This window comes from Vibrio kasasachensis (genome assembly GCF_050337565.1).
Taxonomy (GTDB): Bacteria; Pseudomonadota; Gammaproteobacteria; order Enterobacterales; family Vibrionaceae; genus Vibrio; species Vibrio kasasachensis.
Genome location: NZ_JAKJTB010000022.1, coordinates 1 through 22,455 on the forward strand (window position 1 = coordinate 1; position 22,455 = coordinate 22,455).

Sequence of the window (22,455 nt, forward strand, 5' to 3'; positions counted from 1 at the left end):
ACCGCTCGACTTGCATGTGTTAGGCCTGCCGCCAGCGTTCAATCTGAGCCATGATCAAACTCTTCAATTTAAAGTTTTTTCGGCTCAATGAATACTGACTTCAAAACTAATATTTATCCRAAGATAAACATGTAATTCTAAAGCTATTATCATTCCAACAGAATGATAATGAATTGACTGTGCCAAATAATTCCTTTCTACAAGAGAAAGTAGCTATTCGTATTGGTCACTCAGTTCATTGAACCCAATGTGTTCCCGAAGAAACAGTCATTGCCGCTCTTTATAAAAAGGAACAGAATAACTTATTGGATTATCATCAACGAGTGCCCACACAGATTGATAGGTTTATATTGTTAAAGAGCTTTGCTTTAAGAGTTTCTCTCAAAGCGGAGGTGAATTCTAACGAGATAATTGAGAGAGTCAAACACTTTTTCAATTTATTTTCTCAGAAGCTTTCACTTCGCTGACTAGCGCTGAAGCCTTATGGCGTCTGCCCTGTCAGTGGATGCGCATTATAGATAACTGAGCTTCATTGGCAACCTTTTTTTCAAAAAAACCAGAAAAAAAGATGTTTCGTTGAAAATATCATCAAAAAGACGAAAAAGAGAGCATTTTGCTCTCTTCAATTCCGGTATAGCTTGCTGTTTCTATATAAAAGCATAGGCATCTGCGAACATTCTGTCACTTCTTGCCTGCTTATTCTGTGTAAATTGTTCTCGCGCCGCTCCTGCCATTTCAAAGCGACCCGCGATATAGATATCATGGCTCTCAAGTGACACAAAATCTTCACTAACCGCTTCTAGCACGTTACCCACCCTTCCTTGCCAATCTTGAGGAGCATCTTCTACTACTGGGATAAAGTGTACATTGCTGAACTTCGCTGCGATGGCTTTCAACTCGGCTTTTGCATATAGCTGACTACGATCGCGCGCGCCCCAATACAGATAGATCGGATTCTCTTTATTTTGTGCAACACAGTGATCCAAAATAGAACGCACGTAACTGAACCCTGTACCGCCAGCTATCAGTAGCAGTGGTCTTTTACTGTCTTCTCGGATCCAAGCATCACCATGAGGGGCATCAATCATGATAGAAGTATCATTCGCGAGCGCTGATTTCATGGCTTCCACCACTTCAAGCGCATAAGCATTATGCTCCGCAGCTCCTATATGCAGTTCGAGCTCGCCTTGATGTCGGCAAGGGCTACTGGCGATAGAGAATGGCCGCTTGTCTTTCTCACCCATGATAACCATTAAGTATTGACCAGCTTTAAATGTCACTGGGTTTTCTGGGTGAAGCAGAATACGGTAGGTATTACACGCCAAAGGCTCAATTGACTTTACTTTACATTGAATACTCATGGTGTTCCTCTTACTTACTCTTCAAAAGTAAGGACTAAATGACTTTCTGTATGAGCTAGACAAGGAAACATCCAGCCTTGTTGTTGTTCTTTTTCGGTAAGCATCGGCTCAAGTTCATAACTCACTTCACCCGACACTTTTTTACACATACACATCGCACATGCACCAACCTGGCAACGGTGTGGGAAGCCTATATTATTGTTGAGCGCAGCTTCCAGCACGGTTTGCCCGTTAGGGACTTCAAATTGTACCTGACTCGGTAGCAGGGTAACGTTATATGACATTAAATGCCCAATTGTTGCCAAATGGAATCGATTTTCGCAACTAACTGTGGATCTTTCTGAATCGGAATCCCCCACTCTCTTAGCTTTTCATTGCCAAGTTTATTAGTAGCATCCCACCCCATTCGCCCAACTCCTGACGGTGATTCCGTGTGCAATAGGCTATCTCTAACTGGATCCATGCGAGTTGTTACCGCCCAGATAACGTCATTCCAGTCACGAATATCAACATCATCATCGCACACAATGACAAATTTAGGATCGATCAACTCTCCAAGCTGCGACCAAATACCTTCGATCACCTGTCGCCCTTCTCCGACGCTTTGCTTTTTGATCGAGACCATTATCATCTGACCTGATTTCGCACCTTGTGGCAGGAAAATATCAATTATTTGCGGCATGCTATGTTTGATAGCTTCAAGCTTACTATCTGCATCACTTAATTCTGTAGTCGGTTCTTCTGGAGATAATGCGAGTTCGGCATCCCACTTAATCGTGGCGTCCAATCCCATTTTAGATCCGAGCCCTACAACAGGCGAAGCGAAATCAAGAGAGTCTATTGGGGTATTCTCGATCATCAAGGTGTCACGCACCGGGTCCATGGTCTCAGTCATCGCCTTGGTCACTTCGCTCCAATCTCGAGCATTGACCGATGCATCACACACTATGACATACTTGGTGTACATAAACTGACGTAAGAAAGACCATACTCCCATCATCACACGTTTAGCATGACCCGGATATTGCTTCTTCATTGTCACGACCGCCATGCGATATGAACACCCTTCCGGTGGTAGATAGAAGTCATCAATCTCAGGGAATTGCTTTTGTAAAATAGGCACAAATACTTCATTAAGTGCAACACCTAACACGGCAGGTTCATCTGGCGGGCGTCCGGTATACGTGCTGTGATAGATAGGGTCTTTGCGCATAGTTATGTGCGTAATGGTAAATACGTGATGCTTTTCTTTTTCGTTGTAATAACCCGTATGATCACCATATGGACCTTCATCGGCAAACTCATTTGGATCAATATAACCTTCAAGCACGATTTCTGCGCTCGCTGGAACCTCAAGTTCATTACTAACTGATTTTACAACTTCTGTTCGGCTGCCACGCAATAAACCTGCAAATGAGTATTCTGATAAAGTATCCGGCACGGGAGTAACCGCGCCTAAGATAGTTGCTGGATCAGCGCCAAATGCAACGGATACAGGAAATAGCTCCCCCGGATTGGTTTCCATCCAGTCTCGTAGATCCAAAGCACCACCACGATGGGCTAACCAGCGCATAATGATTTTGTTTTTTCCCAGCTTTTGCTGGCGATAGATACCGAGATTTTGGCGCTTTTTATTGGGACCTTTAGTAATGGTAAGACCCCAAGTAAGCAACGGTGCTATATCATCTTGCCAGCAGCTCATCACCGGAATTTTATCTAAGTCGACTTGGTCCCCTTGCCATACAATATCCTGACAAGGTGCTTTACGAAGTCGTTTTGCGGGCATATTGAGGACTTGTTTAAATAAGGGCAATTTATCGAATGCATCTTTGAAACCTTTTGGAGGCTCGGGCTCTTTTAAGTAGGCGAGTAACTTACCAACTTCGCGTAGCTCTTTAACTTCCGTTCGCCCCATACCTATAGCAACTCGCTCTGCGGTTCCAAATAAGTTCGTGAGTACCGGATAGTCATAACCAATTGGGTTTTCAAATAGCAAAGCCGGACCGCCTGCACGTAACGTACGGTCGCTAATTTCCGTCATTTCATAATGCGGATCAATTGGGTAAGTGATGCGTTTTAACTTTCCCTGCTGCTCTAGCTGGTCGATAAAATCGCGTAAGTCCTTAAAACTCATAGATCTTCTGATGGCTGGTTAAACTACGTGCAGTATATCAAAAAAGAGGAATCGACGATCCCTCTTTTAATTGTGGTTATTCACCCTACATTTATTGACTGATGACATTAATAATATGCCTTCGCTTAACGCGAGCATCACTACTTGCTAACTCGGCCAACCAAGTTGAGTATCCCTGTTCAGCAAGTTGTCTCACCACAAAAGGGGCCTGATCATCACTGCCCATTCGAGCGATGAGAAAGTTTTTCACCGATGAAGTCATGGGTTTAATTTTTACTAATTGCGTTATTGCTAATTCATTAAGACTCGGATTACTAGCCGCTTGCATGATTTGCTGTACAGCGAAAGCATCGGCAACCCCACCCAAACGTAATAACTCATTTTCACTGTGATGATTTGCTTTCATCAACCAAACCAGTTTATAAACACTTGGGTCTTCACTCACTTGAGCCAAACGCACCATGACTTCAGCAGAAGGCAACCAACTCACTACCGCCTCCTCAGTGAATTGATCTGTGATAGCCTTCACCGCTTCTAGCGATAAGCTATCTAATTCTCGTATGAGAAGCTTCTCTCGCGTTTGGGTTTGATAGTCTGAACCTTCCGTTAACCATGTACGCAATTCGAGTTCGTGACGTTCAGCTTGTAGCACAAAAGCTAATGTGGATTGGTCTTGTTTCCAGCGTTTAAGTAGTCGACTCGCGATAGCAGGATAGTTAAATGCGGGTATTGTGAATTCATAGCCATCACCGCGTTCCAATACCTGATAAGTGGGCACCATTGCTTTTTGCTGCTCAACAAATAATGCCATTTTAGGTGTTAAAATTACGTTTTGCTGTTCTAGCTTCTGCAATAACTGATAGCGGGCGACTTCTTGCTGAGGGAACGCTAGGCGTTCAAGGGAAAAGTTAAGCGTATCAATATTATCTTCCATGGCATACTGCAAAAGTTCCGCCACTTTCGATTGCATATGATCACTTTGACGCCACAACTCAACCCGCTCAGGGGACATTTGAGTTGCCATAGCGTGGGGGATTCCTAGCGCCAAAAACAGGGATAGGAGAAGCGACGACAACATTCCTTGTTGCATGTTAACCTCCTTATAACATTTTCTTTATTGTGCAAGCACAACAAATAGAATGCAAACAAAAACGCCACCGTAAAAACGGTGGCGCTATCGCATTAATCTAATTACTGACGACGCATTGCATCAAAGAATTCGTCATTAGTTTTAGTCATTGCTAGCTTATCAATCAAGAACTCCATTGCATCAGATTCACCCATTGGATGAACAATCTTACGTAGGATCCACATTTTCTGCAGTTCATCTGATTTAGTTAGAAGCTCTTCGCGACGAGTACCAGAACGGTTGAAATCAATCGCTGGGAATACGCGCTTTTCAGCAATCTTACGGTTTAAGTGCAGTTCCATGTTACCTGTACCCTTAAACTCTTCGTAGATTACTTCATCCATCTTAGAACCAGTATCAACTAGTGCCGTAGCGATGATAGTTAAGCTACCACCTTCTTCTACGTTACGAGCTGCACCGAAGAAACGTTTTGGACGATGTAATGCGTTTGCATCAACACCACCAGTAAGTACTTTACCTGATGAAGGTACTACTGTGTTGTATGCACGCGCTAGACGAGTGATTGAGTCCAATAGGATCACTACATCTTTCTTGTGTTCTACTAAGCGTTTCGCTTTTTCAATTACCATTTCTGCCACTTGTACGTGACGAGATGCTGGTTCATCGAATGTAGATGCAATTACTTCGCCTTTTACTAGGCGTTGCATCTCGGTCACTTCTTCTGGACGTTCGTCGATCAAAAGTACCATTAGCTCACACTCAGGATGATTGTATGCAATGCTTTGTGCAATGTTTTGCAGCAACATTGTTTTACCCGCTTTAGGCGGAGCAACAATCAGACCACGCTGACCTTTACCTATTGGTGAAGCAAGATCAAGAATACGTGCAGTGATATCTTCAGTCGCACCATTACCACGCTCCATAACCATGCGCTCATTGGCATGCAGAGGGGTTAAGTTTTCAAATAAGATCTTGTTACGAGCGTTATCTGGCTTGTCATGGTTTACCGTATTTACTTTAAGTAGAGCAAAGTAACGTTCGCCATCTTTTGGTGGGCGAATTTTTCCGGCAATCGAATCACCTGTACGAAGGTTGAAACGACGAATTTGACTTGGTGACACGTAAATATCGTCAGGACCAGCTAAGTAAGAGCTGTCTGCGCTACGCAGGAAACCGAAACCGTCTTGAAGAATCTCCAGAACCCCATCTCCAAAGATGTCTTCACCGCTTTTTGCATGCGCTTTAAGGATAGCGAAGATGATGTCTTGTTTTCTTAGGCGCGCAAGGTTTTCTAAACCTAAGCTTTCGCCAAGTTTAACAAGATCAGACACAGGTCTGTTCTTCAATTCTGTGAGATTCATGGTGGTAGATGATTGTTTAGTCAAAATAGGATCTGTTTTGTAGTTTAAGATGAATTCGGTCTCAGGATCGACCAAGAAGAGAATACTGTTTAATTAACGTGCGATAAATTATCACTAAATACTAGCCTAGTCTATCTTTTGTTGCCGTTCAAAAACAAAACCGTGCATTGATCAACACACGGTCTTATTTTAACAACCCTTTATAGGTTGGCGTCCAAGAACTCTTTTAATTGAGTTTTAGACAGCGCACCAACTTTCGTTGCTGCTACGCTACCATCTTTAAAAAGAAGTAACGTTGGAATACCACGGATACCAAATTTAGGTGGAGTACCTGCGTTTTGGTCGATATTCAGTTTACCGATAGTGAGCTTGCCTTCGTACTCTTCTGAAATTTCAGCCAGAATCGGCGCAATCATCTTACAAGGACCACACCATTCCGCCCAAAAATCAACAAGAACAGGGCCTGCAGCATTGATTACATCGTTATCAAAACCATCATCAGTAAGCTGCAAAATCTTATCACTCATCTTCCACTCCACTGTGTTTTTCGGTACTGGTTGGGTAATAACCAGTAATGAGATGCCCTATTGGAATGTATTTACTTTCGTATTGCAAGCTTAAGCTGATATTCTATAGCGATGAAGAAGACGCACATCACAGAGCAAAAGTTCGCCGATTTGGGGCTACAGCCCCAAGTTACAAAGGGTTTGGAAGATAAAGGGTTCGAATTTTGTACCCCTATCCAAGCTCTGGCGCTGCCGGTCCTGCTCACCGGCCGTGACATTGCAGGCCAGGCCCAAACGGGTACTGGTAAGACATTAGCGTTCCTTACTGCTACTTTTAACCACTTATTGACGACGCCTGAGATAGAAGGTCGCCAACCAAACCAGCCACGTGCCATTATTATGGCTCCGACGCGAGAATTGGCGATTCAGATCTATAATGATGCTGAATCACTAATCAACAGTACCGGTGTTAAAGCGGCACTTGCTTATGGTGGCGAAAGCTACGAGAAGCAATTAGCTAAATTGGAACAAGGTGTGGACATTCTAATTGGTACGACTGGTCGTATCATTGATTTCCACAAACAACGTGTTTTCAACCTGAACTGCATTCAAGCTGTAGTTTTGGATGAAGCAGACCGCATGTTCGATCTTGGCTTTATTAAAGACATTCGTTTCTTATTCCGTCGCATGCCAGATCCAAAAAGTCGCCTAAATATGTTGTTCTCTGCGACGCTTTCGTATCGTGTACAAGAACTCGCGTTTGAGCACATGAACGAGCCCGAATCCGTTGTGGTTGAGCCTGAACAAAAAACAGGTCATCGCATTCAAGAGGAACTCTTCTACCCTTCTAACGAAGATAAGATGTCCCTTTTGCAAACTATTATTGAAGAAGAATGGCCTGATCGCGCAATCATATTTGCTAACACTAAACATATCTGTGAATCGATTTGGGGTCACCTCGCGGCGGATAAGCACCGTGTTGGTCTATTGACTGGTGATGTTCCGCAGAAAAAACGCGAGCGCATCCTTGAACAGTTTACTAAAGGTGAAGTGGACATCCTAGTTGCAACTGATGTTGCGGCTCGTGGTCTACACATCCCACAAGTAACACACGTATTCAACTATGACTTACCTGACGATTGTGAAGACTACGTACACCGTATCGGTCGTACCGGTCGTGCTGGTGCTAGCGGCAGTTCAATTAGCTTTGCTTGTGAGCAATACGCGATTAACCTGCCAGGAATCGAAGAGTATATTGAGCACGCAATTCCGGTTTCGGAATATGACTCATCGGCACTAATTCAAGAATTACCTGCGCCGATCCGTCTACGTACACGTAACCAGCAACAACGTCGCACCAATACAGGTGGTTCTCGTTCTGGTAACCGTAAACCAAATCGCTCTCGTCCACCACGTCAGCACAAGGATTCTTAAGTCGTGAGCCAAGCCGTTCCCTCTCCGCTTTACGCTGCTATCGACCTCGGGTCGAACAGTTTTCATATGCTCGTTGTGCGTCACATTGATGGCAGCGTTCAAACCATGGCTAAAATCAAGCGCAAGGTACGTCTTGCTGCTGGGTTAAACGAAAACAATGCGTTAACTCAAGAAGCTATGCAAAGAGGATGGGACTGCTTGAGTCTGTTTGCAGAACGACTGCAAGATATTCCCCAAGAGAACATTCGTATTGTCGGCACAGCAACGTTGCGTACCGCCACCAACGTGGATGTTTTCTTAACAAAAGCCAATCAAATTCTTGGTCACAACATTGACGTAATTTGCGGTGACGAAGAAGCTGCCACTATATATAGAGGTGTGGCACATACCTCTGGTGGCAGCGGGCGTAGACTGGTTGTCGATATTGGCGGAGCAAGTACCGAGCTCATTATTGGTGAAGGCTTTGAAGCTAAAGCGCTCACTAGCCTTAAAATGGGCTGTGTGACTTGGCTAGAGCGTCATTTTAAAAATCGTCAACTCAACAGCAGCAACTTCAACCAAGCTATTGCAGCCGCGAAAGAGACCTTACAACCTATCCTAGCGCAATACACCAACTTAGGCTGGAATGTCTGCGTCGGTGCTTCTGGCACAGTTCAAGCTTTGCAAGAGATCATGCTCGCACAAGGCATGGATGAAGTTATCACGCACGCCAAATTGAAACGCCTTCAAAAGCAGGCAATGTTTTCAGATCACCTAGAAGAACTGGAAATTGAAGGTTTAACACTTGAACGTGCATTAGTATTTCCAAGTGGTTTGTCGATCTTGATCGCCATTTTTGAGCTGCTTAAAATTGATTCTATGACGCTCGCTGGCGGCGCTCTACGTGAAGGCTTAGTCTATGACATGGTCGATGAACTAAAACAAGATGACATTCGAGCACGTACGATTGCTAGCGTGCAAAATCGTTATCAAATCGATCATGCTTATGGCGAACAAGTTGCCACTCTGGCTAATGATCTACTACAACAGTGCCAAGTGAATTGGCTGGTAGAGTCACAAGCCAAGATGTTACTTGAGACAGCTGCGCGACTGCACGAAATTGGTTTAGCTATCGATTTTAAAAAAGGTGGTGAGCATAACGCTTACTTACTAAAAAATATTGATTTACCTGGCTATACTCGTGCACAGAAACATTGCCTCGCTGAAGTAACTCGCCGTTACCGCGAGCAATTAACTTCACTACCAGAGCAACATGCTATTTCTAGCACGAGCGCTAAACGCCTGTTGCGTTTATTACGCTTAGCAGTACTACTCACTCATCGACGCAACCCAGAGCTTGAACCGCAAGTATCGCTGCAGTCAGAAGATGACAAATTAAAACTGAGCGTCTCATCAGCTTGGTTAGCAAATAATCCACTAACCGCTGCCGATCTAGAAATTGAAGCGAACCGTCAAAGCGATATAGGTTGGCCTCTTAACATAATGAGTCACTAACCACCGGTAAAAGCAAACGTCTAGGGCTAAACTTAATTGCATTCAGCCCTTTTTTACTTTTATTTATCCAGATTAGTAAAACCGACGCTAGCAGCAATTTTTAGCAGTTGCTTGATTGCCTCTTTCTCCGTATAGGCGTCGTCATTAAAGTAATGACTGATAAGCGCTAACATTGCTTCTTGCAACTCAGGCGCCACAGCCATTGAGTCAGATATACTTGGCAGCAAACTATCATGCTGCTCGGCGTAATCAAATTGCTGTTTGGCAGTTTTGGCGCAATCATCAAATGAACTCATGTCGACATTACGAAGTATGGGAATAGAACCCTTTTTCTGATTGAATCTGACTTGAAAATCAGGTGATACGATAACTGAAGCAAGCTTTTGAACCATTTCTTGTGAGGCATCCGTACCTTGCCGAAACAAGACTAGGCTATCGATATTATATATAAAAGTATTAGCAGTCCCTGGAGCTGGTAAACAATAGTAATCGACTTGGGGTTTATAACCCATGGCAGTTAGGTCACCTTTCACCCAATCCCCCTGAAGCTGCATAGCAGCCTGTTGTTGCATCAGCTGTTTAGTTGCCTGCTCCCACGATAGTGCATTATTTGAGACTAGCATATAGGGTTTCAGGCGACGAAACGTTTTAAACAAGTCCACTGTTTTCTGATTCGCTGCCAATGCTTGATCAAACTCAATAAACAATTCTCGATAGTAGTCACTACCATACAATCCCAAGGCTAAAGACTCGAACAAAATAGAGAGTTGCCAAGGTTCATTGCCAATCGCTAGAGCAGGAATACCTTCCGCTTTTAGCTTTTCAGCAATCGGAAAGAAAGCCTGCCACGTCGTCGGTGGAGTCAGGTCATAGCGGTCGAGGATCGGTTTATTTACCCACAACCAATTTACTCTATGTATATTCAATGGAGCGGCAACAAAGCGTTGTTGAAAAGTATTAATATCCACAGCCATACGGGGAAATCGCTGTGCCCAGTTTTTCTCAGTGACAACAGAGTGGAGATCTCGCACAAAACCAAGCGTCGCCCATGATTGAATGCCAAGACCTTCAACCAGCGCTATTTCTGGCGGGTTTCCGGCAATCGCTCTCGCCTGCAAGACTGTCATCGCGGTATCTCCTCCGCCACCAAATACTGGCGAGCTTTCTAACTCGATGCCTTGCTCTAAGAATTCAGCTTGCAGTTCCGCTAGTGCTTGTCGCTCACCTTGAGATGTCCACCAATGAAGAAACTCAGCAGTTTCCCCTTGTGCAGTCAAACTTGTGATCAGCACTAAGACAGAAAGAATGACTCGCTTCATTATTACTCCTCTCTAGGTAGCGACAGGGTTACGACTAAGCCACCCTGAGGATGATTTTTCAGCATTAATTTCCCAGCGTGACCACGAATAATATTCCTTACAATACTCAAACCTAACCCCGTCCCCTCTTGCTTCTCTTTGCGTATTCGAAAATAGGGTTCAAACACTCGCTCTCGCAGTTCATCTGGAATTCCGGGACCATAATCTCGAATTTTTATCACCAAATTGCGCGGCGTATCCATGATGCTGACTTCAACATTAGTACCGTATTTAATGCCGTTTTCTATCAGGTTGTGAAGCATGCGCTTTATCGCGACGGGTTTACATAACAATAGACTTGTCACTGAGCCAACAATAGTCACTTTATGCGACGCATCAGAGGAATAGAAAGCGCGTATTTCTAGCAGCACCTCATTGATGTCAACCCACTCGATCTGCTCACTGATGTCGGTGTTTTTGATGTAATGCAATGCGCCTTTCACGACAAACTCCAACTCATTCAATGATCTCTCAAAACAACCTTTTACTTCTTCATCATCCAGTATCTCTGTGCGTAATTTAAGGCAAGCAATCGGCGTTTTTAGATCATGTGAGATGGCAGCAAACAGCAGATCACGATCGCGAATGTAAGCTCGAATACGGCGATTCATGGTATTAAAAGCATGTACCGCAGCAATCAACTCTCCGCTCCCCTCCTCTTTTATGATCGGCGCTTCCATTTTGCTCCCCATTAATTTAGCCGCTCTGGCTAGGTTTTTTATCGGTTGAATCTCTCGTCGGACAATTAACCAAGTGCAAAGCAACACTAAAACAGAAGTCAGCAAAATAAAGTGCAATTGTCGCGGTTCAATAAAACGAGATTCAATTGACAGATATGGCGCGGGGAGGTTGGTCGCTAAATAGAGCCATTGCTCCATCTGATTACCGTGAATGAAATCGCGGTCGGCACTGGGCAATTGGAATTGCATCACTAATACTGGCGGATCACCCTCTAGTTTTTCAATCGTGTAGCGAGCAAATGCATGGGGAATATCGTCTAACGATACTTCTGCATCATAAACTCTTAATTGATCACGCAAACCAAAATTAATGTCGATTGACATTTGCTTACCAAGTGTTCGACGTAAAACGCTTTCGATGCTACGTTCAAAAGCCCCTTTGCGAGACGACTCTTCTAAGCCATCAATTTCAATACGCTTGCTGTTTAAAGAGATAAAAAAACGCGTTCCTCCCATGCTGCGGTTCTGCTCAAGAATAAGGTGGCGACTAGCTCGAGGCAGCTTGCGATAGTGAGAAACCGTAAACGCCGCATTCGCAGCAATGCTTTCTAAGGCTTTCTCTAAGCCTTCTTTCTCTTGCTGTTGGCCATAGTGATACCAAACTGCACTGGTCAAAGCTTGCGAGGTAAGAATTACGATAGACAGCATTAAGATAGTGCGGCTGGCGAGCCCCAACGGCCATAAGCGTGCCAAGCTGCTACTTAACCACGCAGGGTTAGGCTTCATGGATCACATCCGCACTCAGCATATACCCTTCGTTTCGCAACGTTCGGATCAGTAGATGGTCATGATCATCCAGTTTTGCGCGCAAACGACTAACCTGAATATCAATTCCTCTCTCCATTGGCATAGCTTCACGACCACGAATTGTTTCAGATATCTGATTGCGACTTAATGGCTTATTGGGATGGCGTAAGAAGAGGTTTAGCAGCGAAAAATCAGCCCCCGTGAGCGTTGACTCCTCACCACTTGAGCTAACTAAAACGCGGGCTAAAGTGTCGAGTTTCCAATCAAGAAAACAGATATAGCGCGCCCCATCTAAACCTTGATTAAATTGAGAGCGCCTCAACAACGCTTTGATTCGGGCTAACAATTCTCGTGGACTAAACGTCTTCGGTACATAATCATCTGCACCAAGCTCTAAGCCTGTAACGCGATCAATTTCGTCGGTAACAGCAGTAAGCATAATGATTGGCACATTTGAGGTTTTTCGGATCTGGCTACACAGAATAAAACCATCATCTCCCGGTAACATGATGTCAAGAATGATAAGACTTGGCCCACCTTGAGCGAGCACAGAGCGCATCTCTACACCATCCGCGGCAGTGGTGACAGCAAACCCTGATTTAATCAAGTATGCGCTAAGAGCTTCTCTTAGCTCTTCGCTATCATCAACAATTAAGATTCGTTTTTGATACGTCATCGAACACCTCTTTGCTTTTGCAGTGTCTAATCATCGCTTGCGAAGTACGAGTTAGCCCACCGTCACGCAAATATTGCGAACAAGTTCACGCCTTTATCTTGACCGTTTAGGCTATGTAACTGAGCCGTTACAAAAGTCTATCCAAATGATACCTAGCGTGTTTTCAAAGCCATTATGATCACTTTATCCCAATTGCAATTGGGACAAATTACACTCCACTCAAGAAGGAATGGTTATGTTAAGTTCATTTTTTGGACAAGCACAAAAGGTCGGGCGCTCGCTAATGCTTCCGGTCGCGGTACTGCCAGCAGCTGGTTTGATGCTTGGTATTGGTAACTTCGGGTTATCTCAACATTTATTATTACCGGATGCATTTTGGTCGGTAATGATGCAATCAGCCGATATGATTTTCGGCAACATTACACTGTTGTTTGTTGTCGGTGTCGCGATTGGTCTAGCCAAAAACAACGATGGTACTTCCGCTTTGGCAGCAATAGCTGGTTGGGTGGTGTTCAATGCCGCAATGGGGCGTACGGTTGCTCTGCGTGGAATCGAGGAACATCAAAACTATTTGACGGAAATGATAGGTATCAGCAGTTTGAACACTGGTATCTTCGGCTCGCTACTCATTGGTTGTCTGGCAGCATTTTTTTTCAATCGTTATCACACTATCAAACTGCCTGATTACTTAGCGTTTTTTGCCGGAAAGCGTTTCGTGCCAATTATAACTGCATTTGTGTCGCTGTTTTTAGGTATCTTAGGCGGTTACGTATGGCCACTTTTCAGTGAAGTTATTTACGGTGGTATTGATGCAATCAGTCAACTAGGTCAACCTACTGCATTCGGCATATACGCATTTGTAGAACGAGCTCTTATTCCTCTAGGTTTACACCATGTTTGGAATACTGTGTGGTACTTTGAAGTGGGTAGCTTTATCAATGAAAATGGTGACGTGGTGCGTGGTGAATTGGCACGCTTCTTCGCTGGTGACAAAACCGCGACAGGTCTTGCTGGCGGCTTTATGTATAGCATGTGGGCATTACCAGCAGCAGCATTAGCAATATACCACTGTGCTAAACCAGAGAAAAAAGTCATGGTTGGTGGTTTAATGGCTTCTGCCGCTTTCACCTCATGGTTAACAGGTATCACTGAGCCAATCGAGTTTACCTTCCTATTTGTGGCACCATTACTGTATGTTGCTCACTGTGTACTCACTGGTATCGCCTTTGCTATTACCAACTACTTCGAAATACTTCATTGTACCGACTTTGCCCATGGTGCATTACAATTCTTCCTCTATTGGGGATTGTCAGAAAACGCAGCGTACTACTTCATCATTGGTCCAATTTGGGCAGCGTTGTATTACTTCTTGTTCCGTTTCTCTATCACAAAATTTGATATTAAAACGCCTGGTCGAGAAGACGAATCTGCCGAAGAGAAACTGGCGAGCGCGATAGCTGTACCTGCTGAACTGGCAAAAGATTTAGTCACAGCAATGGGCGGTAAGGAAAATATTGTTCATGTTGACGCTTGCATCACACGTTTACGCGTTAGCCTCAAAGACATCGCTGCTGCAAACATTCCGAAAATTAAGGCACTTGGAGCTGTCGATGTCGTGGTAATCGGAGATAACTTGCAAGCAATTTTTGGTACCCAATCAGACAATATCAAAACTGATATAACGGCAGTCCTTAATGCATCTTAGTTCCCCCACTTAATTGCTTAAGTTCTCAAGTTAAAAAGGAGCTTTGCTTCATAAAAAAGGCGGTGTTAAACACCGCCTTTTCATTCTATATAACCACACAGATAGCCAACAATTTCATTAGTGATACCCCTCGCTAGTATCACAATCCTCGACTACCTTGCTTGATTAAAGCCTAATTCGCACCGGCAATTTTAAAATCAGGATTTGTTGATGTGAGCTTCTTAGTGAGGAAGTTAAGCAAAACACCGTACATTGGTACAAATAAACCAAGGCTAATGACGAGTTTAAAACCGTAATCGACTAGAGCAATTTCCGTCCAATGCTCAGCCATAAATGGATCTGGGCTTTGATAAAAAGCAATCGCAAAGAAGGCAATAGTATCTAACGCATTACCGAACAGTGTTGAGCACGTTGGTGCAACCCACCATTTCTTCATTTGGCGTAAACGGTTAAATACATGCACATCCATGATTTGACCTAACGAGTATGCCATAAAGCTCGCGATCGCTATCCGCGCCACAAACAAGTTGAACTCACCAAGCTGTGCAAAACCTTGGTACTGACCTTCAAAAAACACCACCGACAAAAAGTACGATACCGCTAAAGCAGGAAGCATCACTAGGAAAATGATTTTACGAGCCATTTGAGCACCAAAAATACGTACGGTGAGATCGGTGGCTAGAAAAATAAATGGGAAAGTGAATGCACCCCATGTGGTATGAAAACCCATGACGGTAAATGGAAGTTGAACTAGGTAGTTGCTTGATGCAATGATGATCAAATGAAATAAAGCTAGATAGATCAGGGCGTTGCGCTTTTGCGCAGGTGTGAAGTTACTCATGCTGTACCTTTTTAGTTTGGTTTGGGGGTGAGGGAACCCAAATCGAATCAATTAAAACGTCTCACTATCGACAAGCGATCAGTCAAAAATCTCAATAAATTCTTACCAATAATATGAAAAATTAAAATGTGCACGTTGAGCGATAAACACTGCAATCATGCGAGGCGGGCGATTATACAGTAACCAACTTGCTCTGCAAGATGCTTTTCTAGTGTCATATTTTTATAAGGTCAAAACCAACGGCGAACAAATTAGCTAAATATTCCAACTCTTCTTTACTGTCGGTACCCGCTAGGGATTCAAACCAAACACTTTCACTGTAGTGCTCCGCTTTGAGAAATAACTGACAACCTTCGAAGTCAATTAACCATACATGAATATCCGCATCACACTGTTTTTCGACTACATGAGCCGATAGTGTGGTCAGCAGGCGCTCCCCTATTAATGGGAAGGTGTCAAAATCAAAGCTTGGAGCACGAATAATGATGCTTCCCTGATCCGATTGATAATCTATCAAGCCAAATTCCGTTTGCTGATTAGCCATGTTGGGTTATGTGCTCCTGAATTAAATCTAAGAATGAATCAGCATACTTCTCCAATTTACGCTGGCCAACTCCGTTAACGGCCAGCATCTCGCCATATGAGGTAGGTAAAATGTCCGCCATATCAATCAAGGTAGCATCACTAAACACGACATACGGTGGCAAACCATCTTCATCGGCAATCGACTTACGCAATTTGCGCAACTTGGCAAATAGCTTCTTATCGTAATTTTTACTCGATAATTTATCTGATTTTGCTGCGCGCGTTGCCGTATCCAAACGTGGTACAGCCAACTCTAATGACATCTCACCTCGTAGCAATGGGCGCGCTTCTTCTGTTAGCTGTAAGGTTGAGTTACGCGTGATATTTTGAAATAGCAAACCTTTGTGGATTAACTGGCGAAATACACTCACCCAATAATCATGGCTGTGATCACGCCCTAAACCATACGTGGAGAGCTTGTCATGTCCATACTCGCGAATGCGGATATTCTGCATCCCACGAAGTACTTCTACCACATAGCCAATACCAAAATTCTGGTTGACACGATACACACATGAAAGCGCTTTTTGCGCCTCTTTAGTAGCATCAAAATGCTTGGGCGGGTCCAAGCAGACATCACAGTTACCACAAGGCTTGTCGCGATATTCACCAAAATAATTGAGTAAAACCTGACGACGGCATGTTTGCGCTTCAGCAAAAGCACTCATGGCATTGAGTTTGTGCGCCTCAACTTGTTTTTGTGGTCCGTCATCTTTTTCATCCAACATGCGACGTAACCAATTAATATCCGTCGGGTCATACAGCATGACGGCTTCTGCAGGTAAGCCATCTCGCCCTGCACGCCCTGTTTCTTGGTAGTACGATTCAATGTTTCGCGGAATATCAAAGTGCACGACAAAACGGACATTCGGCTTATTAATACCCATACCAAATGCCACTGTCGCAACAACAATTTGAATATCATCCCGTTGAAATGCTTCTTGTACATAAGCACGTTCGTCAGCATCCATCCCAGCATGATAACTCGCCGCTCGAATATGGTTATTGCACAATTTTTCCGTCAGCATTTCGACTTTCTTACGACTGCCGCAATAAATAATGCCGCAGTTACCTTTCTGTGTATCAAGGTAACGAATCACCTGCGAAACCGGTTTGTGTTTTTCTAGTAAGGTATAGCGAATGTTCGGTCTATCAAAGCTACCCAAATGTATATGAGGGTCATTTAAGTTCAAACGGGTGGTGATATCTGTTCGGGTGGCATCATCCGCCGTCGCCGTTAACGCCATAAACGGAACATGCCCAAAATGCTGTTTTAACTGCCCTAACGCCGCATACTCTGGACGAAAGTCATGCCCCCACTGCGAGATACAATGCGCTTCATCCACAGCAATCATACTAAGTGGAATATTTTGTAATCGCTCAATGAAATCACGCATCAATACGCGTTCTGGAGAAACGTAAACCAACTTTAACTCACCGGAATACATACGATTGTAAACCGAGATTAATTGTTCTCTGGGCATCGTTGAGTTAATGCACTCGGCTGCAACACCATCAGCTTTAAGCTGATCAACTTGGTCTTTCATCAATGAGATAAGCGGGGAAATGACTAACGTGATTCCGCTGCGAACTAGAGCCGGTATCTGATAGCAAAGTGATTTACCGCCACCAGTCGGCATGATAACTAAACTATCACGCCCTTCTATGGCTAAATCGATGACCTGTTCTTGCCCTATTCGAAATCTTTGATAGCCAAACACCTGCTCAAGCACATTTTGTGCATTGATGAGCACCTGTTCGTCAGGTTGGGCAAGGAATGATGAGGTCATTTGTTTTCTCTATTATCTCATAATGAGGTTGGGAGCACATTGTAGAGGGGAATGGTGGTTAGTTAAACTGCAAATTACTAGGTGTTTCTTTAACCGGATCTTATACTGATAGATTCCGTACTTATTAAATACACTTAGTGATCTTGTATGACTACCGAAGAACAACAACAATCACGCCAAGGCGTTTTGCTTGCTATCAGTGCCTACACCATGTGGGGAATTGCACCGATATACTTCAAATCTCTAAGTGGCGTTCCTGCGCTAGAGATTCTTAGCCACCGTATCGTGTGGTCATTCTTTTTGTTAGCGGCGTTACTCCATTTTGGTCGCCACTGGGGATCCGTTGTCTCCATTTTTTCCGATAAACGTAAACTTATTTACCTCACTACCTCTGCCATTCTAATTGGGGTCAACTGGCTAATTTTTATCTGGGCCGTCAACGCCAATCATATGTTAGACGCCAGTTTAGGCTATTATATTAACCCACTAATAAATGTCTTACTGGGGATGCTATTTCTCGGGGAACGATTGAGGAAGATGCAGTGGTTCGCGGTTGCTTTGGCGGCGGTTGGTGTTCTAATCCAATTGATTGCATTCGGTTCAGTACCATTGGTTGCGATCGCGTTGGCATGTACCTTCGGCTTTTATGGTTTACTACGTAAAAAAGTAAGCGTAGGGGCACAAACTGGTTTATTTGTTGAAACCTTAGTATTAGCACCTGCCGCACTGATCTATTTAGTGTGGATTGCTGACTCTGCAACCTCTGATTTTACCAGCAACCCACTCTCGCTTAACCTGTTGTTGTTTTCCGCTGGTATTATCACCACCTTACCTCTGTTGTGTTTTACCAGTGCAGCAACTCGCTTAAAACTTTCAACACTTGGGTTCTTCCAGTACATAGGTCCAAGTCTAATGTTCTTGTTAGCGGTCGCTGTATACGGTGAAACCTTTGCCATGGATAAAGCCTTTACCTTCGTATTTATTTGGGGAGCATTGGCTGTATTCAGTTTCGATGGTTTACGCAATAATCGTCGCAACAAAAAATCAGCCCATGTAAAGAACGATACCTGATCGTTTTTTTCAAGACATTGTAATTGTTCAGCGATAAGCTTGATGAAATTTTCATCAAGCTTTTTTCATTATGGATCACGCCAATTATCGCAATACGATTAATGAATCGATCAATTTGATCGCGGGTCCCCATCAGCAATTTCACCACAATGAACAACGAATCAAAATCTTCTCTCTCAAATCTTAGATTACAATTGAAGCTAAAAAAAACCATTCCAACATATCGATAGTACATGCGGAATTATGTTCACTTTAATTGGTTTAATGATTCTATGGAGCTCAATAAGCGATATCACTGTAATAGCGTTTTCATAGGTGATCATCGATCTGCCCACCCTCTTGTGAGAGATCTCTTACAAAACTATGCGGATATCTCGTATTGTCGTACAGATAAACGAAAGAGAAAAAGCGTAACTAGTTGAATTTAAAGAAGACCAAGAGTAATCGATCAGTTTTCAGCATAAAGAATCGCTTTGAATAGATTGTTCTAAATCAAAAAAAACGTAATATTAAACCTGTCGGAAGGATACTGACACGGAACAGGAAATTACCAAGGATTAGGTAGTCTTCAGGAAGAAGATACGGTTATTCAGGAAGAATGATCGGCACGGATAGCAAATTGGACATTGAACGGACGCAATAGTAACTAGGATGGTTGCTACTAAGGATGGGAAATGGACACCTCTGGACGAGGCAAGGACTGAACATCAGGATGATGTCATGGACACCGCTCAGGGATCAAGTGATGAGAGCTAACGAGGATTGTTAGTAGACCAGGATAAGGTCAAGGACACCGCTAGGATGGCGACGAAAGGATTACGCTGACGGACTACAGCACACTATCATGGATTTGATGCATGGAGCACCTATAGTAGCCGGATTGCTGCGAGTAAGACTATAACCCCGAAGGGCTTTTGCCCTCGGGGTTTTTCTTTTTTTGTCTTCTTCTTTGTGTTGCTAGCTTCGTTGGCTTCATTCACAAACTCCATCACATAGATGGCTATGTTTATCAGTTCTCGCCCTTGCTCCTCAGACAGCACTCTACTCAATTTTGCCTAATGTACCGCTCTGGTAGCTTTTGGATACCCATAGGTCAAATACTAAAAAGGAGCGCCGAAGCACTCCTTTGAGTTTGAATTTCTGTCTTAGTTACAACTTTTCTAATCTGGCGTAAGCAGTGACGAGCCACTTGATTCCTTCACCATTAAAGGCGACCTGTACTCGACTTTGTGGACCGCTACCTTCGAAGTTGATGATGGTACCTTCACCAAACTTAGGGTGCTTAACGCGAGAGCCTAGAGTAAAGCCAGTTTCATTAAAGCTTTCTTTCACCACAGTTTGGCTAAATCTGCCACTACTGGTTGGTCGGCTTACTTGTGCCTTCATTCGTACTTCATCTAAACAGCTTTCTGGTAATTCTCGAATAAAGCGGGACGGTTTGTGGTATTTATCTTGACCATACAAGCGGCGCATTTCTGCATAAGTGATGTAAAGCTTATCCATCGCACGTGTCATACCGACGTAGCACAGACGACGCTCTTCTTCCAAACGTCCAGCCTCTTCAGCAGACATTTGGCTTGGGAACATACCTTCTTCCACACCCACCATAAACACCAAGGGAAACTCCAAACCTTTCGCACTATGTAGCGTCATTAACTGCACAGCATCTTCAAATTCGTCAGCTTGCCCTTCACCCGCTTCTAACGCAGCATGGGTTAAGAATGCCGTGAGTTCACTCATCTCTTCCGCTTCTTCTGGCTTTTCGAATTGGCGAGTTGCGGTAACCAATTCTTCTAAGTTCTCTATACGCGCTTTAGATTTTTCGCCTTTCTCTTGCTCGTACATAGCAAACAAACCAGAAGATTTAATCACATGGTCAGTTTGCTGATGCAATGGCATCTCGCATGTGTCGTCTTCAAGCGCATTAATCAATTCAATAAAACGACTTAATGCACCGGCTGAGCGTCCCGTTAAAACCTGCTCATCAATCAGAGAAATACAAGCTTCCCATAATGTACAACCTCGATCACGCGCAGCAAAACGAACCGTTTCTAACGTTTTGTCACCCAAGCCTCGAGTTGGAGTATTAACCACACGCTCAAAAGCCGCATCGTTATCACGATTGTTGATAATACGTAGGTAACCCAGCGCATCACGAATTTCTTGGCGTTCGAAGAATCGCATACCGCCGTAGATTCGGTAAGGCAAACCAGCTTGCAACAATGCTTCTTCCAATACACGTGATTGAGCATTATTGCGATACAACATCGCGGCATCATTGAGTACACCACCTTTTTCCTGCCACTCTTTCACTTTGCTCACCGCAAAGCGAGCTTCATCTAGCTCATTGTAAGCAGAATAGACAGAAATTGGCTCACCCACGCTACCATCAGTCCACAGCTCTTTGCCCATTCGCTCAGTATTATTGGCTATCAGGGTATTCGATGCTTCTAGAATGGTTTTAGTCGAACGGTAGTTTTGCTCTAATCGGATGGTATTCACACTTGGGAATTCTAGCGTAAATTTTTCAATATTCTCAATTTTCGCCCCACGCCAACCGTAAATCGATTGGTCATCATCACCGACGATAATAACGTGTGTCGCAGGCCCTGCCATCATGCGTAGCCAAGCGTATTGAATGTTATTGGTATCTTGAAACTCATCAACAAGAATATGCTTAAAGCGTGCTTGATAATGTTCGCGGATTGCCTTTTTATCACGTAGAAGTTCGTGCGCACGTAGCAAAATTTCGGCAAAATCGACTAGACCAGCGCGATCACAGGTCTCTTGGTAGGCACTATATAGTTGCAGGTAGGTCTTGGTGATTGGATCGTGATAAGCATCAATATGTTGAGGGCGTAAACCTTCATCTTTTTTGCCATTGATCCACCAGCATACTTGTCGTGCTGGCCATTGTTTCTCATCTAAATTTTGCGCTTTGATCAGTCGCTTTAATAAACGTTGCTGATCATCACTGTCAATGATTTGAAAATCTTCCGGTAACTTAGCATCGAGATAATGGGCGCGAAGAATTCGGTGGCAGATACCGTGAAACGTACCGTTCCACATGCCAGATGAACTACCCATCATAAGCTCTTCAATACGACCACGCATTTCTGCTGCCGCTTTGTTGGTAAATGTCACCGACATAATTGAGAACGGTGAAGCTTGCTCTACCGACATCAACCAAGCAATTCTGTGCACAAGCACACGTGTCTTACCACTCCCTGCTCCGGCAAGAACAAGTTGGTTTTCAATCGGGGCTGCAACAGCTTCACGTTGTTTATCGTTCAGACCGTCGAGGAGTAAAGAGGGATCCATCATGGCTAAGCTACTGGTTATTTATACATAAAAGTTGATTATAACCTAAACAGATGTCGGATTTGACCACAATTCGGATAATTTTTTTTCATTTTTTTTACCGTTATGTTTCAGTGCATTAGATCAATAACTTGCTGCTTTTTTAATCTCATTGAGTTTTTTTTGAAAGTTTTCTCCGCGCTTATCTATCTTTTTAAGTGAGCAATCCATTGAACAGATTGCCAATTTTAATCAAAGGAAA

The 22,455-nt window shown here is 43.7% G+C and carries 17 protein-coding genes and 1 rRNA gene; 4 read left to right on the plus strand and 14 right to left on the minus strand.

All coding sequences use genetic code 11. The features are described from left to right. The 7 genes from L4C38_RS17445 to trxA form a co-directional block, all read right to left on the minus strand. Positions 1-70, minus strand: a 16S ribosomal RNA gene (locus tag L4C38_RS17445); the annotation flags it as partial. Positions 71-647: 577 nt separating this feature from the next. Next, positions 648-1,361 (minus strand): NAD(P)H-flavin reductase, encoded by a 714-nt coding sequence (gene fre, locus L4C38_RS17450; protein ID WP_428798832.1) that lies wholly within the window; start codon positions 1,359-1,361, stop codon positions 648-650. Positions 1,362-1,375: 14 nt separating this feature from the next. Then, complete coding sequence (locus L4C38_RS17455) at positions 1,376-1,645, minus strand: 2Fe-2S iron-sulfur cluster-binding protein (RefSeq protein WP_428798833.1); 270 nt, start codon at positions 1,643-1,645, stop codon at positions 1,376-1,378. After that, positions 1,645-3,495: a 4-hydroxy-3-polyprenylbenzoate decarboxylase gene (ubiD, locus tag L4C38_RS17460; RefSeq protein ID WP_428798834.1), complete on the minus strand. Its 1,851-nt coding sequence runs from the start codon at positions 3,493-3,495 to the stop codon at positions 1,645-1,647. The genes L4C38_RS17455 and ubiD overlap by 1 nt, the downstream gene beginning before the upstream one ends. 91 nt (positions 3,496-3,586) lie before the next feature. Continuing rightward, positions 3,587-4,585 (minus strand): hypothetical protein, encoded by a 999-nt coding sequence (locus L4C38_RS17465; RefSeq protein WP_428798835.1) that lies wholly within the window; start codon positions 4,583-4,585, stop codon positions 3,587-3,589. Between the two features lie 101 nt (positions 4,586-4,686). Next, the gene (rho, locus tag L4C38_RS17470; protein WP_428798906.1) at positions 4,687-5,946 is read right to left on the minus strand and encodes a transcription termination factor Rho; all 1,260 of its coding nucleotides are present in this window, start codon (positions 5,944-5,946) and stop codon (positions 4,687-4,689) included. A gap of 200 nt (positions 5,947-6,146) precedes the next feature. Next, positions 6,147-6,473 (minus strand): thioredoxin TrxA, encoded by a 327-nt coding sequence (trxA, locus tag L4C38_RS17475; RefSeq protein ID WP_428798836.1) that lies wholly within the window; start codon positions 6,471-6,473, stop codon positions 6,147-6,149. Between the two features lie 111 nt (positions 6,474-6,584). Between trxA and rhlB the strand changes: the two genes are divergently transcribed. Both rhlB and gppA read left to right on the plus strand, forming a co-directional pair. Next, positions 6,585-7,886, plus strand: a complete 1,302-nt coding sequence (gene rhlB, locus L4C38_RS17480) for an ATP-dependent RNA helicase RhlB (protein ID WP_428798837.1) — start codon at positions 6,585-6,587, stop codon at positions 7,884-7,886. A 3-nt stretch (positions 7,887-7,889) separates the two neighbouring features. After that, entirely contained in the window at positions 7,890-9,380 is a 1,491-nt protein-coding gene (gene gppA / locus L4C38_RS17485; RefSeq protein ID WP_428798838.1) for a guanosine-5'-triphosphate,3'-diphosphate diphosphatase, read from the plus strand. A 59-nt stretch (positions 9,381-9,439) separates the two neighbouring features. Here gppA and L4C38_RS17490 read toward each other — a convergent pair whose 3' ends face one another. Genes L4C38_RS17490 through L4C38_RS17500 form a run of 3 tightly spaced genes read right to left on the minus strand, consistent with a single transcriptional unit; the run spans position 9,440 to position 12,901 of the window. Beyond that, positions 9,440-10,699: an ABC transporter substrate-binding protein gene (locus L4C38_RS17490; protein ID WP_428798839.1), complete on the minus strand. Its 1,260-nt coding sequence runs from the start codon at positions 10,697-10,699 to the stop codon at positions 9,440-9,442. A 2-nt stretch (positions 10,700-10,701) separates the two neighbouring features. After that, positions 10,702-12,204 (minus strand): ATP-binding protein, encoded by a 1,503-nt coding sequence (locus L4C38_RS17495; RefSeq protein WP_428798840.1) that lies wholly within the window; start codon positions 12,202-12,204, stop codon positions 10,702-10,704. Then, positions 12,194-12,901: a response regulator gene (locus tag L4C38_RS17500; protein WP_428798841.1), complete on the minus strand. Its 708-nt coding sequence runs from the start codon at positions 12,899-12,901 to the stop codon at positions 12,194-12,196. The genes L4C38_RS17495 and L4C38_RS17500 overlap by 11 nt, the downstream gene beginning before the upstream one ends. Before the next feature lie 235 nt (positions 12,902-13,136). Here L4C38_RS17500 and ptsG point away from each other — a divergent pair, with 235 nt between their 5' ends. Then, complete coding sequence (ptsG, locus tag L4C38_RS17505) at positions 13,137-14,606, plus strand: glucose-specific PTS transporter subunit IIBC (protein ID WP_428798842.1); 1,470 nt, start codon at positions 13,137-13,139, stop codon at positions 14,604-14,606. A gap of 172 nt (positions 14,607-14,778) precedes the next feature. Here the strand turns inward: ptsG and L4C38_RS17510 are convergent, their stop codons facing one another. From L4C38_RS17510 to recQ, 3 genes are all read right to left on the minus strand, one after another. Next, a complete protein-coding gene (locus tag L4C38_RS17510) occupies positions 14,779-15,447 on the minus strand; it encodes a 7-cyano-7-deazaguanine/7-aminomethyl-7-deazaguanine transporter (protein ID WP_428798843.1) in 669 nt (222 codons plus the stop codon). A gap of 214 nt (positions 15,448-15,661) precedes the next feature. After that, positions 15,662-15,991 (minus strand): DUF3630 family protein, encoded by a 330-nt coding sequence (locus tag L4C38_RS17515; RefSeq protein ID WP_428798844.1) that lies wholly within the window; start codon positions 15,989-15,991, stop codon positions 15,662-15,664. Further along, entirely contained in the window at positions 15,984-17,822 is a 1,839-nt protein-coding gene (recQ, locus tag L4C38_RS17520; protein ID WP_428798845.1) for an ATP-dependent DNA helicase RecQ, read from the minus strand. The genes L4C38_RS17515 and recQ overlap by 8 nt, the downstream gene beginning before the upstream one ends. 147 nt (positions 17,823-17,969) lie before the next feature. Here recQ and rarD point away from each other — a divergent pair, with 147 nt between their 5' ends. Beyond that, on the plus strand, positions 17,970-18,893 hold the full coding sequence (gene rarD, locus L4C38_RS17525; protein ID WP_428798846.1) for an EamA family transporter RarD: 924 nt from the start codon (positions 17,970-17,972) through the stop codon (positions 18,891-18,893). A gap of 1,149 nt (positions 18,894-20,042) precedes the next feature. Here the strand turns inward: rarD and uvrD are convergent. Further along, a complete protein-coding gene (gene uvrD, locus L4C38_RS17530; protein WP_428798847.1) occupies positions 20,043-22,217 on the minus strand; it encodes a DNA helicase II in 2,175 nt (724 codons plus the stop codon). Between the last annotated feature and the right edge of the window lie 238 nt (positions 22,218-22,455).